A 17069-nucleotide genomic window follows, 5' to 3' on the forward strand; every position below is an offset into this window, starting at 1 on the left:
ATTAGTACAAAGAAACTTAAGTACTGTTCAAAAATTTAAACTTCCATGTTAAAGACACAAAAGGATAAAAAATTAGAGAACTGTTTTTCTACTAATAATAAAGCTAAGAAGAAGAAAAATATTATTGTAGGTCTTTCTGGTGGTGTAGACAGTTCCCTTTCAGCTGCTCTTCTTGTTGAAAGAGGCTGGAATGTTGAAGGACTAACTCTTTGGCTAATGAAAGGTCAAGGCTCCTGTTGTTCTGAAGGGTTAGTAGATGCTGCAGGCCTTTGTGAAGATTTAGGAATTAATCATAAAATTATAGATTCAAGAGAAATTTTCGAAAGAGAGGTAATTAAAAAAACTACTGAAAGCTACGAGAAAGGATTCACTCCCCTTCCATGTTCGATGTGCAACAAGAATGTGAAGTTTGAAGAGATGCTTAATTACGCAATAAACAAAAAAGACTTTACTCATATTGCGACAGGACATTACGCAAGAATTAAAAATTTTTCTTATGCTGCAAAACTTGATTACAAAGGCTTTAAATTTAAGGAATTTCTACTTCTAAGAGGTGCTGACGAGAATAAAGACCAAAGTTATTTTCTTTATTGTCTTTCACAAGAATTACTAAGCAGATTGGAATTCCCCTTAGGTGACATGAAAAAAGAGGATACAAGAAAGGAAGCCCTGAGATTAGGCCTTAGAACTGCTAATAAACCAGAAAGTCAAGATTTATGTTTAGTTGAGCATTATGGATCAATGCAAACATTTATCGACAAACACATTGAGCCCAAAAAAGGTGAAATTATTCATGTAAACGGTAAAGTACTTGGAACTCACAATGGTATTCAGCACTTTACGGTAGGTCAAAGAAAAGGTTTAGGCATTTCTTGGCCTGAACCACTATATGTAAAAAGTTTAGACAGGGTAAAAAATATAGTTTATGTAGCAGATAAGAGTAATCTATTTAAAAAAGAAGCAATAATTAGTCAGGTAAACTGGGTTTCAATCGAAGAACCTAAGCAAAAGATAGAAGTAGAAGCACAAATCAGATATAGAAGTCATCCAGTAAAAGGAACTTTAATTCCATTGAAAAATTCAGATAATTCAGATAATCCAATTAAAACATTTAAATTAATTTTCGAAGAGAGTCAAAGTTCTGTAACGCCAGGACAAGCTGCTGTTTTTTATAAAGAAGAAATTCTATTAGGTGGCGGATTAATTAATTAATTTTCCAAATGAAATTTAATCCCATAAAAAATATAAACAATAATAAAATAGGTTTATCTCCAAATTTTGTATAGAAGGTCTTGTCGGTTGAAAAATTAGGGAATACTATTTTAATTTGCTCAACGTTTAAATCTAGAAGTTGAATAATTTCTCCATCATCTTTAACTAAACCCGAAGGACCAGTGTTTGATACAAGTAGATTATCTTTTTTATTTTCAATACTTCTCAATCTTGCCAAAGACAGAAATTGATTATAAAGCTTTGTTGGATAGGGATCTAAATTTGCTGCAGTTATTATTAGTTTTGCACCATTATTAATAGCCTTTCTTATTTTCAATCCATCACTAATTTCATAACAGATTGCTACTGCTAATGGAGGCGTAAATTTAGGATCAAAAAATCTTGAATCAGAACCTGGTTGAATTCCTCCTACTGCAGATAATCCTCTGGAAAAAATATCTAGAAATCTAGGTATTTTTTCACCTATTGGAACAAGTCTATTTTTATCTAAAAATGAGGTAAAAGATTTATCTCCAATTTGAAATCCGAGGAAAGAACTTCTTAACTCATTATTTGAATTTCTGAAACCTCCTGACAAGGTATTAACCTTTATGCCTTTAGAAAAATAAAAATTATTAGATAGAGTTCCTTCAGCAGCAACAAGAAGTTTCGCTTTGTTTGATAAAGCAAATTTTTGAGCGATGGATAGCTTTTCTTCAATAAATTCATCATTTATTTTTAATTTCTCTCTTGTTGGTATATTAGTTTGCCAAATAGCTACTGGATATTCATAATTTCTTTTTAATGGAGTTGTTAAACCTCCAATTAAATGTAAGAGAATAAAAACCAAAAGTCCTAAAAGAAATATTTTTTTAAAGTGAAGTTTTCTTTCCCATCTACCTTGAAAATAAAAAATCCAAAATCCAATCAATATTTGTATTACACATAAACCACTTGCACCAATCCATTTTGCTAAACCAGCAAGATAAATATCACCTGGGATAAGACTCTCTCCTAAACCTATCCAAAAAAAAGGTGTTTGAGAAAGTATCAGTTCACCAATACCCCAAGTCAAGGATAAAAAAAATACTTTTACTGTTAAAGATAATATTTTCATTTTGAAAACATCCTCTTTCCAGAGAATGATTTCAACTAACAATCCCCATAAATAAACTAATATCCCACCCAGAAAAGCGCAAAATAATAATATTAAAATGGCAATTATTAAACTTGCAAGCCATGAAAACCCAAGCCATGTCAATGGATGAAGATCATAAAGCCAAGAATGACTTATCAAGATAAAGAAAAAACCCCAACAAAAATTTGCTATTCTCCTTTCACTTCCCTTCCATAAAATAAATAAAGATATCGGCATAAAAATCAGCCAAAAATGAGTTGAAACTGAAATTCCTCCTAAAATCCCTCCTAAACAAGGGTAAAAATATTGTCTTAGACTTTTAATTTGAGTTGGGATTAACAATCTAAAATTACGAAATTAAATTTATAATCACCCATTTATTGTACCTTCATTCTGTAGACTTAGTTTTAGTAACTTTCAAAATTTAAGTGAAAGAAGTCTTTATTAGTTTTACAGTTTTTGTTTTTTGCGTTTCATTAACTCTTTTCAGTCAATTTAATTCACCTCAAGTCGTTAATGCTGCTGAATCAGAAACTCAATCAGTTCAAAGAAAACCTGTTGCAAAATCATCAAATGTCTCAAATAATAATTTATTTGAACTAGACCCATCAGATCCAAATCCTATACTTTTCGCTATGGCAGAAGAAACACCATCAGACAACAATTCAAAGACTACAGAAAGTGGCCTGAAGATAATTGACTTAGTTCTAGGAGAGGGAGATGAAGCCAAGTCAGGCCAGACTGTAACAGTAAACTATACTGGAACGCTCGAAAATGGAGAGCAATTTGATACTAGTTATGGCAGAGCACCATTTCCTTTCCCTTTAGGGGGAGGAAGAGTGATTAAAGGTTGGGACGAAGGTGTTGCAGGTATGAAAGTTGGTGGGAAAAGAAAATTAATTATTCCTCCCGAATTAGGATATGGCTCAAGAAATATGGGACCTATTCCTGCTAATTCAACTTTAATATTTGAAGTTGAATTATTAAAAGTCAATTAAATTAAGTAAGAAAAATATCTAAGACTTTTCAATTTAGTGAATCTACAAGTAATATATATACAACATCAAATATATGAAATGTTAAGTAAATTCATCAATTCTTTTCTAAATAAAACATCCCCAATGACAGTCCATGCTCACTGCGATGGTCCTTGTGGTGTTTATGATCCAGCATCTACGAGAGTTGCAGCTGAAGCAGTTTTATCAATGACAAAAAAACTTATTGCATTAGAAGCTCCTTCTAGCACTGATTCAGCAGAGTGGGCTGCATACAGTAATACATTTTCTAGATATGTTGCAGTAAAAGAAGAGCAAGCAAAAGAAACAAAGAAAGAAATTCTAATTTTGTGGACAGATTACTTTAAACCAGTTCACTTAGAAACTTATCCAGACTTACATGAAACCATTTGGAAGGCGGCCAAATTATGCAGTGCATGCAAAGTTAATGTTGACTTAGCCCAAGCTGAAGAACTCATGAGTTATGTAGAAAAAATTCATAATATTTTCTGGGCTTCAAAAGGAAGATCAGACGCTTTTATAAAAGCTAGTTAATAAGAGTTATTTTCAAAAGTTTTTTTGATTTTATTTTATTTCTTTTAGGTTTAAGAAAAACCGCGATTATTAGTGGTGAATCAATGTTTCCTTACCTAAAAGAAGGGGATATTGTATTTTTTAAAAAATATAAAAAGAATAAATCAATACTTAAAAATCGACAAATAGTTATTTTTAATCATCCATTTAAAAATAAAAACCTAATAAAAAGGATATATTTAGTAAATCAAAATAACGTTGAGGTTATTGGAGACAATATTGAATTTAGCGAAGATAGTAATAAATTTGGATTAATCAATAACGAAAAAATAATTGGGATCGTCACCTCTAAATTGATTATTCCTAAATTAAAAAATTTTTTAATTCAAAAAAACAGAAGCGCTTCTTTGAATCCAAAATAATCCCAAAGAAAAGGAAAGCCCTCCTGCTGCAGCTATTAATCTTTTAATAAATTTTTGACTTGCTTTAAAGGTGGTAAAAGATATTAAACAAGTAAAAAGATTCATACTTATTAGTGAACCAATCAAATATGAAATCAAATATAAGCAAGCGCTTGTTAGAGGTAGTGCTAAAGCAGGAAGAACTGCAAGAAAATGTGAACCTCCAGCTATACCGTGTAGCAAGCCTAAACCAGTCAAAGCATGTGAGTGTTTATTATTTTTTTGTTCCTTAACATGAAAGTGAAAGTGACGATGGGCAATTCCATTCTCATGCTTATGGGAATGCGAGTGAATACTTAATTGAAAAGAATTTTTTATAGCAAATACTCCAACAACTAGAAGTGAAATTCCAACTAGGAATTCGGCAATACTAGAAAATTTGTTTAATGGCGTAATATCCTTAATAAAAATCGCTAGAAATGCTAACAAGAGGACTCCTGAGGAATGCCCCAAGCCCCATGAGAAACTATTTTTAAGAGCTTTTTGAGGATTATTAATCGCTGCCGGTGCCATTGCAATTAGATGATCAGCGCCACTAACTACATGCACAAATCCTGCGACAATACCTGTTAAAATTACAGCCTGCATATATATTCAGTACAACTCTGTTTATTAAATTTTATAGCACGATTTGGAGTCAATATTAAATTGATTTGAATAATTTCTTGAAAGATTGTTCAATATCAGTTTCTCTCATAAAAGTTTCACCAATTAATACTCCCATGATTCCAATAGATCTAAGCGATTCTAAATCTTCGGCACAATTAATTCCGGATTCACTTATGGGAATAATATTTTGTTTTAAAAATATACCTGCATATGAATGCATCAATTCTATTGATGTTTTTAAATCCGTTTTAAAAGTTTTTAAGTCCCTATTATTTATTCCAATCAAATTAAAAGATTTTAACTTTAGAATCCTTTCTAATTCATTAGAGTTATGGACTTCAACAAGAACACTCATCTTTAAATTATCAGCTATTTTCTTTAAATAAATTAAATCATCATCACTTAAAATCGCAGCGATTAATAATATTGCATCAGCACCAGATACCCTTGCTTTATAAATCTGATAAGCAGAAATAATAAAATCTTTGCAGAGTATAGGAAGATTAGTTGATTTTCTTACAGTTTCGAGTATTTCATAACTACCTTGAAAAAACCTTTTATCGGTAAGTACTGAAATACATGATGCACCTAATCCTTCATAACAAATTGCTATTTCTTCAGGATTGAAATCTTTTCTAATAACTCCTTTACTCGGACTAGCTTTTTTTATTTCAGCAATAACTCCTGGTTTTATTTTTGCCTCCAAGATATTTTTGTAAAAATCTTTGGGAGTAGGAAGTTTTTCAATCTTTTTGATGAGATCTTCTAAAGAGACTATTTTTTTAAAATTCTTAATTTCAATATCCTTGTGCCATACAATTTCTTCCAGAATGTTTTTTGCTTGTGCTTCTCTATGAGGTACAGCATATTCTAAATTTTCTACCCTTACTGTTGGATTAGGTGGCCTGCGTCTTATCTCCATTAATTTTAGATATTATTTTATTTGAGAAGCCGCCTGTTTATATGCGACCTCAACTACTTCACTAAGAGTAGGATGAGTATGAACTTCTTTAGATAATTCAATTACATCTTGGTTCCTTGAAATAGCGTTCGAAATTTCTTGAATTAAATCAGCTGCATGTAACCCAAAAATATGAGCCCCTAATACTTTCCCATTATCTTTGTTGAAAATCAACTTTAGCAATCCATCACTCTCTAATTCAGCCAATGCTTTTGAATTAGCCTTAAAGAAACTTTTGACAACTCCCAAAGTAAAATTTTCTTTTATAGATGTCTCTTTAGCTTCAACTTCAGAGAGACCAACTGAACTTATCTCTGGGTGAGTAAAGGTTGCTGCGGGGATACTTTTATAGTTAATTTCAACATTACCACCGCAAATATTATCAACAGCAATAGTACCCTGCGCTGCAGCTGTATGGGCAAGCATTAGTTTTCCCGTTACATCTCCAACAGCCCAAATGTTAGGTATTATTTCATCACCATTCTTAACTCTCATTTGATCATCTACAGGAATGAAACCTTTTACTGTTTCAATACCAACCGACTCAAGATTTAAGTTATTACTATTAGGACTTCTGCCAGTTGCGACTAGTACAGCGTCAACTTCTAGATTTTCCACAACTTCCTTAGATTTTGCATCAGTCAGTTCTATTTTTACAGGGCATCCAGGTGTTATTTTTGTTGCAAAGACATTTGATTTTGTGTCTATATCTCTTGCTTGAATAAGGTTCTTCTTAGCAATTTTAGTGATGTCTGGATCAAATGTTGGCATAATATTCTCCAAAGCCTCGATCATGGTAACTTCACAACCAAGCGCGGTATAAACATCAGCAAATTCTAGACCTATATATCCGCTTCCAATAATTGCTATCCATCTAGGCAGCCACTCAAGTTTAACCGCATCATCGCTAGTAAATACGGTCCTATTATCCAAAGTTATTCCACGGGGCACAAAAGGAGAAGAGCCTGTTGCTATAACAATATTCTTACATGTGAAAATTTTATCAATTCCGTTTTTATCTCTTACACCTACTTTTTGATTTCCTTCAATTCTTCCAATACCCAAAATAATTTCAACTCCACTCCTTTTAAGAGTTTTTGTTAAATTTTCTCTAACATTTAAAACTAAATTATTTGCATGATCTGCAATTTTTGATCTCTCGAACCTTACTGGTGAAGCATGTATACCAAATTTAGCTAAATGTTCATAATTAGCTATTTCTCTAACTTTTCCACTTGCAGCCAAAAGAGCTTTAGATGGAACACAACCCTTGTTAACACAAGTGCCTCCCATATCAGAAGATTCTACTATTGCGACTTTCAGTCCCTTACCAGCAGCATGTTTAGCGGCATCAAAACCTCCATATCCTGCTCCTATTACTATTAAATCAAAATCAAAACTTGAATCAGTCACTTTTTATTTATTTATTTAGAGGTGTATGCGACTCTTTTTCGTTCTAGTAATAACGGAACTGCAACACAAGCCACATTCAATGATTCTACAATCTCACTATGCGGAATTGTAATTGTTTCATTAAAAGCTTCTTGAATTTTTTTATGAATACCTTGACCTTCATTACCCAAAATTAATGCTGTACGTCTAGACCAATCAACTTCCCAGTAAGGTTTTGAAGGTTTTTTTGAACTTTCATTATGGCTAGTAGTAGAGAAAATCTTAAATCCTACATTTGATAATTCAGACAAAGACTTAAGTAAAGAATTTAATATTTCTTCTTCAATGCCATCAAATCTTAAAAATGGCAGATGAAAAACTGCACCTGAGGATGCTCTTAATACCTTTTGGCCTAATGGGTGCGCGCCTCCAGCTAAAAAAATTGCATTAACACCCGCAGCTAAAGCGGTTCTAAATAGATTACCCATATTCCCAGGATCTTGAATTCTGTCGAGAACAAGAACAAAATCATCTTTTCTTTTAAATTGATAATTAGGTATTGCTGAAATCTCTACTAAAGCTGCTATTCCATCTGGATTAATTGTTGAAATCGCAGATGCCAAGACTTCCTCTGAGACAATATTTATTAATGACTCATCAAATTTTTTGCTTAGATTTTGATTCTTTCTTAGCCATTTTTCGGTAACTAAAATCTTAGAGGGATTTTTTCCAGACCTCAGCAATTCTTCAATGAGATGTGTACCTTCTATACAAAAAAAGTCTTGATCTTTTGGAGATGATCCTCTCTTAAATGATCTAAATCTTTTAACTAGATTATTGTTTTTACTAGTTATTTTTAAAAAAGTATTTTCTATGAGGAATTTAAAAATTTTGCTATCAATTATATCTTAGTTCCAATAAAGCTTTGATCAATAATTTTTAAAATTTAATTTCCTAAAAATCGAATAATACATTTTTACTTTTAATTAATATTCAGGACGTTACATAGGGTGGACTTACTAAAGTTAGTTTGTCATTATGAACCTAATAAATTAAATCTTAATGATTTGGGGAAGCGAAAATAAGTCATATCTTAAATCTCAAAATTTAAAGATTTTTGGCCAAGCTAAATTAAATGGAACAGTTGAAATAGGTGGTGCGAAAAATTCAGCCTTGGTTTTATTAGCGGCATCATTATTGACTAACGAAATAATAATTCTTGAGAATGTTCCACATCTCACTGATATAGAAAAGATGAGGGAAATACTTAAGAGTTTAGGAGTTAACTTAGTGGATAAAAATAATAAATTAGAAATAGATTCAAAAAACATTTCCAATCAACAACTTCCATATGAACTTGTTAATCGACTAAGAGCTAGTTTTTTTTGTATTGGTGCACTATTAAGTAAATTTGGAGAGGCTAAAGTACCCATGCCTGGAGGTTGCAATATTGGTTTAAGGCCTATAGATGAACATATTAATGGACTTAAAGCCTTAGGAGCAGAAATTCTTATTGAAGAAGGAATTGTGAAAGCCAAAATAAAGGGAAATAAGAATAGACTTTGTGGTACTCATATCATATTGAAATGTCCAAGCGTAGGAGCAACTGAAACTTTAATAATGGCTGCATCTTTAGCAAAGGGAAGAACTACTATTGAGAATGCTGCTAGGGAACCTGAAATACAAGATTTATGTCAAATGCTCAATAAAATGGGAGCAAAAATTTACGACTCTGGTAAAGAAAAAATAATTATTGATGGTGTGAATAAACTTGATGGTTGTACTCACAAAGTAATCCCAGACAGAATAGAAGCAGGCACTTTTCTAATAGCTGCTGCTGCAACTTCCTCTTCCATAACAATTTCTCCAGTTATTCCTACTCATCTTGAAGCCGTTACTAATAAGCTTCAAGAGAGCGGTAGTAAAATAACGATTAAAGGTAATTCAATTACAATTAAAGGTAAAGAAATAAAAGCGGTAGATATTGATACAGCCCCTTTCCCAGGATTTCCTACTGATTTACAGGCACCATTTACAGCCTTGATGACTATAGCTGATGGTGAATCAAAGATAACTGAAACAATTTTTGAAAACAGAATGAATCATATTCATTTGCTAAATAAAATGGGTGCCAGTATTAAATTAAATAAAAATGTAGCTCATATCAAGGGAGTTAAAACAATTAAAGGAATGAATCTAGTTGGCTCAGACTTAAGGTCATCAGCTGCATTAATAATAGCTGGCATAGTAGCTAAAGGTAATAGTAGAATCTATGGTTTAGACCATTTGGATAGAGGTTATGAGCATTTTGAATCAAAACTCAAAATGCTAGGTGTAAAAATAAACAGAGAATTTAACCGAAGAACTAGCTCTGATAAGGAATTTGAAATTAATTCCGAACCTGAAGATATTCCTAAATATAAGGCAGCTTAATATGAGAGAAAAAATTATCAATCCTGAAAAAACCAATTTCTTATATATAAGCGATATTAATTAGTGAAATACAACCTAAAAATAATATAAATAGTACTAAGAAACGATTAGACCAATTTTTGTTCAAACCAGCTAGTTTGAAGCTATTCATACCCATGTCCCTCCATTAGTACCAAATGCTGTCAGTATGGTTACTGCAATAAAAAGATAAGGAATAAACTTCAGAGATAGCTTTTTAGCTTGAGTTTTGGACATTTGCTTTTTTTCCAAATATAGCACAATATTACTAAACATGAAGCTATCTCCTCATGAGAAGGACTTTTACTCTCATTTAATCACAAAAATGTATCATATATGTCAATTTTTTATTTTTCACCTTATCCCTTGTCAGCAAATTCAATAAATATAATTCTATGTTTTCAACGAAAAGATTAACTATTAACAAACGTTATTTAGATCACCGTTCCTTGACCAGAACAATAGTCAATAAGTTGATTTTTGTTATAATAAAAAGGTTCATTTTTTCAAAAGCCTTGGGAGCGTGGTGGAATTGGTAGACGCACCGCACTCAAAATGCGGCACCTTCGGGTATGTCGGTTCAAGTCCGACCGCTCCCACTTTGATGAATACCTATAGTCGATTCGATATATCATTCAAAAAAGGAAAAGGTTGTTGGCTATGGGACAACAAAGGTAAAAAGTATCTTGATGCAGTTGCTGGTATTGCAACTTGTAGTCTTGGACATAGCGATAGAGTTTTAAGAAGGAAGCTATCAAGTCAACTAAAAAAGATTCAGCACATTTCCAATCTTTACAACATTGAAGAACAAGAACAATTAAGCAGAACTTTAACGAATATGAGTTGTGCTAAAAGCGTCTTCTTCTGTAATAGTGGTGCGGAAGCAAATGAATCAGCAATTAAATTAATTAAAAAATATGGAAATAAAACAAATAAAGGTAAAGAATCAATTATTCTCGCAGCAGAATCCAGCTTCCATGGAAGGACGCTTGCAGCCTTGAGTGCCACTGGACAACCAAAATATCAAAAAGGTTTCGAACCAATGATTCAAGGGTTCAAATTTTTTAAATTTAACAATTTTGATTCGGTAAAAAAATTATTTGAAGAGTGTGAAAATAATGATCAAAAAATTTCCGGAGTTTTAGTTGAACCCATACAAGGTGAAGGCGGCGTAATTCCTGGAAGTAAAATATTTTTTAAAAGCCTGAGAGAAATATGTGATAAATATAATTCTCTTCTCATTTTAGATGAGGTCCAAAGTGGAGTAGGTCGAACTGGGAAAATGTGGGGTTATGAGAATTTAGGAATTGAACCTGATGGATTCACCCTTGCTAAAGGATTAGGAGGAGGTCATGCAATTGGAGCATTATTGGTAAAAGAAAAAGCCAACATTTTTTCTCCAGGGGATCATGCTAGCACTTTTGGAGGGAACCCATTTGCTTGTAAAGCTGCCCTAACTGTATTAGAAGAAATAAATAGAAGAAATATTATCAATAATGTTTATCTAAGAGGGGAACAATTAAGTGCTGGGTTTGAAGAATTGTCAAAAAAATTTCCAAATATTATTAGCGGGAAAAGAGGTTTAGGTTTAATACAAGGTCTTGTGATCAATGATGATTATGCTGATGCAAAAAACATTACTTTAAAAGCTTTTGATAAAGGATTACTGGTAGTTCCTGCAGGAGGAAATGTTGTAAGAATTGTCCCACCATTAGTTATTTCTCGAAGAGAAATTAATATTCTTTTAAATAAGCTAAATTCAATTTTTGAAGAGTTATAGCAATTTAAATTTTGAAAAATGCAAATTTAAAAACTTTTGAATTGTTATCTCCTAAATATGAAAGGGATAATATCAAGTTAGGTTTATCAAGAATTAAAAAAGCACTACAAGAACTTGGTAATCCTTGCAAGAATATCCCTGCCATACAGATTATTGGAACCAATGGGAAAGGATCAATCGCGGCATATTTAGAAAGTATACTTTTTGAAGCCAAAAGGAATTTCGGTGTAACTACATCTCCTCATCTTTTAGATGTATGCGAGAGGATTAGAATTAATAAAAAAAATATCAACAAAAATGATTTTGAAAAAATCTATAGATTAATAGAAAAAAATTTTTCAACATTTGAATTAACTCCTTTTGAAAAAATCATTTGCTGCGCACTAAATTTTTTTGACCATCAAAAAGTTGAATTACTTATTCTTGAAGCTGGCTTAGGGGGACGATTAGACGCGACAACAGCCCATAAATCTAGACCAATAATTGCTATTGGGAATATTGGCTTAGACCATCAAGAATTTCTTGGAGATACGATTGAAAAAATTGCCGAAGAAAAATTAGCAGTTATTGAAAAAAACTCAATTGTCATCTCATGCAAACAAAATAGTCAAGTTGAAAATTTAATAACCAAAAAAGTTAAAAAGGTTGGAGCAGAAATTATTTGGAAAGATTCAATTACAAACAGCTATGAGCTTGGATTAAAAGGAATTTTTCAAAAGGAAAATGCTTCTGTAGCTGTTGGAGCAATTGAAGCGCTGAATAATTTAGGATTTAATATTAAAGAAAAACACATATCTGAAGGTCTTAAAAAGACAACTTGGAACGGAAGGCTAGAAATAATAAATTATTTCAACAAAGAAATTCTTGTAGATTGTGCGCACAATTATCCTGCTGCAAAAGCACTCTCTCATGAGCGAAGCAATTGGAAGAATGAAGATAAAGGAATTTATTGGATTTTAGGTGTCCAAAGACAAAAAGATATTTACGCAATATTAAAAACACTTCTAAAGAAAAATGATCACTTATTACTTGTGCCAGTTCCAAACCAACCTAGTTGGCAATTAAATGATCTGTCTCAGATTAAAGAAATTGACTTCCAAAAAACAATTGAATTTAAAACATTTGAACTTGCCATTGAGTATTTATTTTCTTTAAAAAAATGGCCGACTAATCATCCTGTTCTAACAGGTTCTATTTTTTTAGTTGCCGAATTTATTAAATTTGCGAATAAACAGAAATGTTAAATTTTAAATTGTTCTTTTACTTCCCAACCTTCCAATTTTCCTGGATTTAATAGCCCTTTAGGATCAAATCTTAATTTCGCTTTTACTTGATCTGCATCCACCACTCCGAGACCTCCTCCTTCAACTGTTAAAACATGAGGATTAAAAATAAACGCACCAAGTTTCTTGCAATCTTCCATTATTTCTTTTAATTCTTCTGCCCCATTCCACTTAAATACAGGCAAAGCCGCTAATCGCGGTGATCCTTGTTGAGAAACTGCCTCTAAATGCCAAAGAACTTTTTTACCCCATTTTTTTCTCAAAAAATTAATTAATTCTATTTCATTGTTAAGTGGCAAAAGCATCTGTAAATACGTCCAATTTTTATCCCTAGACCTCATATGAAGAGTTGTATGATTCCATACAACTTCAGAAATTCCATTCACGAGCTTTTCTTCTTCCCCAAGTAGGGCAGATTTAACTTTAAATTTTTTACAAATTAGATCTATGGTTTTTATTCCTCCAAGAGTAGATTGTATTAATATCTTGTGACTTCTAGATTTACCTTTAAACCATTTTGGCATTTGATCTACAATTTCTTCTTCAAGAATTGCTCCTAATTTCAGATCAATTGCTGCGCTAGTAAGAGTTTTTAATATTTCTATTGTTTTTTCAAATTCAATACAGTCGATAACTAATGAGTACCACTTACGTTTGATATCAGTAGCAAGTAATAAAGAAGTAATTATTCCATTAGTCCCATAAGCATGATTAAGAGGTTCGGATTCTTCAGCATCAAATTTTAATAATGCAGGTTTTTCATTCATCGTTACTGCCTCTAAACCAATAAGATTTCCTGGATCTCTTAAAAATCCCCATCTAATGGAACCAATACCTCCTGATCCACCTGCAATAAAACCTCCAATTGTTGCAGTTTTCCAAGTACTAGGAAGCAATCTCAATTCTCTACCATATTTCTCTAATTGTTTATTCAAATCTCCCATAACACAGCCAGACTGTACTTTTACAAAGCCTGTATCTGGATCAAATTCTTCTAACTTATTAAAGTGACTCATCTGCATTACAACTCCTTTAAATAATGGGACAGCTTGTCCATAATTACCTGTACCTGATCCCCTTAAAGTAAGTGGGATAGATAATTCCCAACAAATTTCTGCTACTTCCCTTACCGCTTTGTGATCAATAGGTCTCACCACCAAATCAGCAATACATTCGTCTAATTTTTTAGTAAGGATTGGAGAGTAGTTATAAAAATCTTTTGAAAGTCTTTTTACATCGGATTTATTTTCAATGATCTCTAAGTTTTTGACTCCTCTAAATTTGTCTAAAAATTTGAGACTATTTGATGTCATTAATAAAAATTTTTGTGCTTTGTATATAAATTAGCCAATTAGCGATATAAATCGCCGTTTATAAATACTTTTCTCTTCAAATTGCTCGAAAAAACATCTGCCCATCTTTGTGCATCTAAAATCACAAAATCAGCAGGACAACCTTTTTTAATTAGACCATCCCATTTTAAATTTAATAATCTGCTTGGAGCTAAAAAAATAGAAGATAGAGTCATTCTCTCCCAGGGGTTTAGTTGAAGCATAGGCATCGAGCAAGACAACATATAAAAAGGGTCAAAATTACCAAATGGGTACCAAGGGTCTTGAACATTATCACTACCAAGAGATACATCCACATGTGATTTTTGTAATTGCTTTATTGGCGCAACTGGTCTTTTTAATGAAGTAGTTTTATTACTTCGATTGAGGAGCCAAAAATTTGTTAAGGGTAAAGCAATAACCTTAATATTTTTCTCGGCCATTTTTTCTCCTAAATTTAAAATCTCTCTATTACTTAGAAAAATAAGACTACTCAAATGACTACAAGTGATCGGTATACTATTAATTTTTAAATTTTCGATTGTTTCTAATAAAACTTTTATTCCCGCTCCAGGTTCAATAATTGATTCATCAATATGTAAATCAATTTCTAATTTATATTTACTTGCAAGAAGAAGCATCTTTGCTAGAAATTTGCTTGTATTTTTTTTATTGAAAGGAGGAACAATAACACCTCCTAAAATACCTCCATTAGAGGAAAATATTTTTGCCAAATCTTCTCCATCATTTGTATCCCAGAATTCCACTGGAGCTAGAGCAACGTATTGTAGAGTCAACTCAGATGAAAATTTTTTTTGTAATTTAAAAAGTTCAATCCAAATTTCAATAGATTGACCTTTATATGTATCGATATGACTTCTAATCGCTCGGTATCCATTTTGTATAGCAAGTTTTAATGATTTCTCAACTCTTTCAAGAACCTTATCTGTAGTTCTAGTTTTATGTTCTTCAAGATTTACTGATAATGCTCCTTCATAGTTTGATTCCAGATTAGGAAATTCTGGCCAGGTAAAAGATTTATCAAAATGCGAATGCGTTTCAACAAATCTTGGGAATAAAATATTTTTTGGTTTTGTAACTTTATTTTTTAAAGGCTTTAACCCAGAAACAAATCCATCCTCCCAACTGATGGAAACTGAACATAAATCCTCTAAATCAATAATGAGGTTATCAAAATCCTCAATTGAACAAAGGCTTCTGGGAATAAGAACCTCAGCAGTGCCGGAATTACTCAAAATTTTTAAATTTTTTTTTATTTTAAAACATAAGAAAACTTTACTGACTTAAAAAATAATTCAAATTTCGCTAAAAGATAAAATAACTATGAAAAATTACCCTTGAGTTGTTAAATTTATAAATGTGAGGCGGGCGTCGCCAAGTGGTTAAGGCAGCGGCTTGTGGCGCCGCTATTCGGGGGTTCGAATCCCCTCGCTCGCCCTCAAAAAATTGCAGCAAAATTATTTAATTTGTAATTTTGACTTAAAGAATCATAAAAAATTTCTAGCAAAGTGCTAACAAAAACAAAACAAGACGAAAAAAAATTTCAAAAGAACTTAACTACTGGCAGTTATTGGATAACCACATTTGGATGTCAAATGAACAAAGCTGATTCTGAAAGAATGGCTGGAACTTTAGAGAGAATGGGATATATCAGGGCAGATGATGAATTAAATGCGGATTTAGTCTTATACAATACATGCACTATTAGAGATAATGCAGAACAAAAAGTTTATAGTTTTCTAGGAAGACAAGCAAAAAGAAAACACAAAACACCCAGCTTAAAACTCGTTGTAGCAGGTTGTCTCGCGCAGCAAGAGGGAGAGTCCTTACTCAGAAGAGTACCAGAACTTGATCTTGTAATGGGACCTCAACACGTTAATAACCTTGAGAACTTACTAGGGAAAGTTGATTTGGGCCATCAAGTTGCGGCCACTGAGGAAACCTTCATTTCTGAAGACATAACAAGTGCAAGAAGAGAAAGCTCTATTTGTGGTTGGGTTAACATCATATATGGCTGTAATGAACGATGTTCATATTGTGTAGTACCTTCTGTCAGAGGAAAAGAGCAATCAAGATATCCAAATGCGATAAAAAGTGAGATACAAAAATTAGCTGATAAAAATTTTAAAGAAATTACTCTTTTGGGGCAGAACATTGATGCGTATGGTAGAGATCTTCCAGGAACAACAAAAGAGGGGAGGAAAGAAAATACTCTTACTGATCTTTTGTACTACATTCATGATGTCAAAGGAATTCGTAGAATAAGATTTGCCACGAGTCATCCAAGATATTTTTCAAAAAGATTAATTCAAGCTTGTTATGAACTTGATAAGGTCTGCGAACATTTTCATATTCCCTTCCAAAGTGGAAATGATGAAATCTTAAAGCAGATGTCTAGAGGATATACCATTAAAAAGTACAAAAAGATAATTGAAAATATAAGATCTTTAATGCCAGAAGCATCAATAACAGCAGACGCGATAGTTGCTTTCCCAGGAGAAACCGAACAACAATATCAAGATACATTGAGGCTAATTTCAGATATTGGCTTTGATCAAGTAAATACAGCAGCATATTCTCCAAGACCAAATACGCCAGCAGCAGTTTGGACTAATCAAATTCCTGAAGAAGTAAAAAAGGCTAGATTACAGGAAATTAATCGTTTAGTCGAGAAAACTGCCAGGATTAGAAACCAACGATACATTAATAGTGTTGAAAGTGTTCTAATTGAGGGTTTAAATCCAAAAAATTCTTCACAAATTATGGGTAGGACTAGAACAAATAGACTAACTTTCGTAGAGGTTCCCAATAACATGCAATTTAATTTTTCAATGGGAGAGGAGATAGATGTCAGAATTAATGAGGCAAGACCTTTTTCTTTAACAGGTGAACTTTGCTAAT

The 17069-nt window shown here is 32.3% G+C and carries 15 protein-coding genes and 2 tRNA genes; 10 read left to right on the forward strand and 7 right to left on the reverse strand.

The features are described 5' to 3' along the window. Window positions 1–45: 45 nt before the first annotated feature. On the forward strand, window positions 46–1212 hold the full coding sequence (gene mnmA, locus JJ844_01295; protein ID MBO6974314.1) for a tRNA 2-thiouridine(34) synthase MnmA: 1167 nt from the start codon (window positions 46–48) through the stop codon (window positions 1210–1212). Here the strand turns inward: mnmA and JJ844_01300 are convergent. Next, the gene (locus tag JJ844_01300; GenBank protein ID MBO6974315.1) at window positions 1205–2692 is read right to left on the reverse strand and encodes an acyltransferase; all 1488 of its coding nucleotides are present in this window, start codon (window positions 2690–2692) and stop codon (window positions 1205–1207) included. The two genes, mnmA and JJ844_01300, sit on opposite strands and share 8 nt — an antisense overlap. 86 nt (window positions 2693–2778) lie before the next feature. Here JJ844_01300 and JJ844_01305 point away from each other — a divergent pair, with 86 nt between their 5' ends. The 3 genes from JJ844_01305 (at window position 2779) to sodX (ending at window position 4301) form a co-directional block, all read left to right on the forward strand. After that, the gene (locus JJ844_01305) at window positions 2779–3348 is read left to right on the forward strand and encodes an FKBP-type peptidyl-prolyl cis-trans isomerase (GenBank protein ID MBO6974316.1); all 570 of its coding nucleotides are present in this window, start codon (window positions 2779–2781) and stop codon (window positions 3346–3348) included. Between the two features lie 78 nt (window positions 3349–3426). After that, window positions 3427–3900: a superoxide dismutase, Ni gene (sodN, locus tag JJ844_01310; protein ID MBO6974317.1), complete on the forward strand. Its 474-nt coding sequence runs from the start codon at window positions 3427–3429 to the stop codon at window positions 3898–3900. An 8-nt stretch (window positions 3901–3908) separates the two neighbouring features. Next, a complete protein-coding gene (sodX, locus tag JJ844_01315) occupies window positions 3909–4301 on the forward strand; it encodes a nickel-type superoxide dismutase maturation protease (GenBank protein ID MBO6974318.1) in 393 nt (130 codons plus the stop codon). Here the strand turns inward: sodX and JJ844_01320 are convergent. Genes JJ844_01320 through JJ844_01335 form a run of 4 tightly spaced genes read right to left on the reverse strand, consistent with a single transcriptional unit; the run spans window position 4260 to window position 8072 of the window. Further along, window positions 4260–4928: a hydantoin utilization protein A gene (locus JJ844_01320; protein MBO6974319.1), complete on the reverse strand. Its 669-nt coding sequence runs from the start codon at window positions 4926–4928 to the stop codon at window positions 4260–4262. The genes sodX and JJ844_01320 overlap by 42 nt on opposite strands. Before the next feature lie 55 nt (window positions 4929–4983). Further along, window positions 4984–5871 (reverse strand): indole-3-glycerol phosphate synthase TrpC, encoded by an 888-nt coding sequence (gene trpC / locus JJ844_01325; protein ID MBO6974320.1) that lies wholly within the window; start codon window positions 5869–5871, stop codon window positions 4984–4986. A gap of 12 nt (window positions 5872–5883) precedes the next feature. Beyond that, window positions 5884–7323 carry a dihydrolipoyl dehydrogenase gene (gene lpdA, locus JJ844_01330; protein ID MBO6974321.1) on the reverse strand — a complete coding sequence of 480 codons (1440 nt, stop codon included), beginning with the start codon at window positions 7321–7323 and terminating at the stop codon, window positions 5884–5886. An 11-nt stretch (window positions 7324–7334) separates the two neighbouring features. Beyond that, window positions 7335–8072, reverse strand: a complete 738-nt coding sequence (locus JJ844_01335) for an RNA methyltransferase (GenBank protein ID MBO6974322.1) — start codon at window positions 8070–8072, stop codon at window positions 7335–7337. A gap of 292 nt (window positions 8073–8364) precedes the next feature. On the opposite strand from JJ844_01335, the gene murA reads away from it, so the two are divergent. From murA to JJ844_01355, 4 genes are all read left to right on the forward strand, one after another. Continuing rightward, window positions 8365–9735, forward strand: coding sequence for a UDP-N-acetylglucosamine 1-carboxyvinyltransferase (gene murA / locus JJ844_01340; protein ID MBO6974323.1), 1371 nt, complete (start codon window positions 8365–8367; stop codon window positions 9733–9735). Between the two features lie 535 nt (window positions 9736–10270). After that, window positions 10271–10352 (forward strand) — tRNA-Leu (locus tag JJ844_01345). 5 nt (window positions 10353–10357) lie between these two features. Next, a complete protein-coding gene (locus JJ844_01350) occupies window positions 10358–11533 on the forward strand; it encodes an aspartate aminotransferase family protein (GenBank protein ID MBO6974324.1) in 1176 nt (391 codons plus the stop codon). 11 nt (window positions 11534–11544) lie between these two features. After that, complete coding sequence (locus JJ844_01355; protein ID MBO6974325.1) at window positions 11545–12777, forward strand: bifunctional folylpolyglutamate synthase/ dihydrofolate synthase; 1233 nt, start codon at window positions 11545–11547, stop codon at window positions 12775–12777. On the opposite strand, the gene JJ844_01360 is transcribed toward JJ844_01355, so the two are convergent. Together JJ844_01360 and JJ844_01365 are read right to left on the reverse strand one after the other, a co-directional pair. After that, window positions 12774–14129, reverse strand: coding sequence for an FAD-binding oxidoreductase (locus JJ844_01360; GenBank protein MBO6974326.1), 1356 nt, complete (start codon window positions 14127–14129; stop codon window positions 12774–12776). The two genes, JJ844_01355 and JJ844_01360, sit on opposite strands and share 4 nt — an antisense overlap. A gap of 38 nt (window positions 14130–14167) precedes the next feature. Further along, complete coding sequence (locus JJ844_01365) at window positions 14168–15403, reverse strand: amidohydrolase family protein (GenBank protein ID MBO6974327.1); 1236 nt, start codon at window positions 15401–15403, stop codon at window positions 14168–14170. Between the two features lie 129 nt (window positions 15404–15532). Here JJ844_01365 and JJ844_01370 point away from each other — a divergent pair. Then, window positions 15533–15605, forward strand: a tRNA-His gene (locus JJ844_01370). Between the two features lie 71 nt (window positions 15606–15676). Beyond that, window positions 15677–17068 (forward strand): tRNA (N6-isopentenyl adenosine(37)-C2)-methylthiotransferase MiaB, encoded by a 1392-nt coding sequence (miaB, locus tag JJ844_01375; protein MBO6974328.1) that lies wholly within the window; start codon window positions 15677–15679, stop codon window positions 17066–17068. The last annotated feature ends 1 nt before the right edge of the window (window position 17069 follow it).

The sequence above is a fragment of the Prochlorococcus marinus CUG1435 genome, assembly GCA_017644375.1.
Lineage (GTDB): Bacteria > Cyanobacteriota > Cyanobacteriia > PCC-6307 > Cyanobiaceae > Prochlorococcus_A > Prochlorococcus_A marinus_AH.

Bases quoted from the DNA above. Each gene is read 5' to 3' on its own strand.
- sodN (MBO6974317.1), top strand. From the start codon at position 3,427: ATGTTAAGTAAATTCATCAATTCTTTTCTAAATAAAACATCCCCAATG.
- JJ844_01350 (MBO6974324.1), top strand. From the start codon at position 10,358: ATGAATACCTATAGTCGATTCGATATATCATTCAAAAAAGGAAAAGGT.
- JJ844_01360 (MBO6974326.1), bottom strand. From the start codon at position 14,129: ATGACATCAAATAGTCTCAAATTTTTAGACAAATTTAGAGGAGTCAAA.
- mnmA (MBO6974314.1), top strand. From the start codon at position 46: ATGTTAAAGACACAAAAGGATAAAAAATTAGAGAACTGTTTTTCTACT.
- JJ844_01320 (MBO6974319.1), bottom strand. From the start codon at position 4,928: ATGCAGGCTGTAATTTTAACAGGTATTGTCGCAGGATTTGTGCATGTA.
- trpC (MBO6974320.1), bottom strand. From the start codon at position 5,871: ATGGAGATAAGACGCAGGCCACCTAATCCAACAGTAAGGGTAGAAAAT.
- murA (MBO6974323.1), top strand. From the start codon at position 8,365: ATGATTTGGGGAAGCGAAAATAAGTCATATCTTAAATCTCAAAATTTA.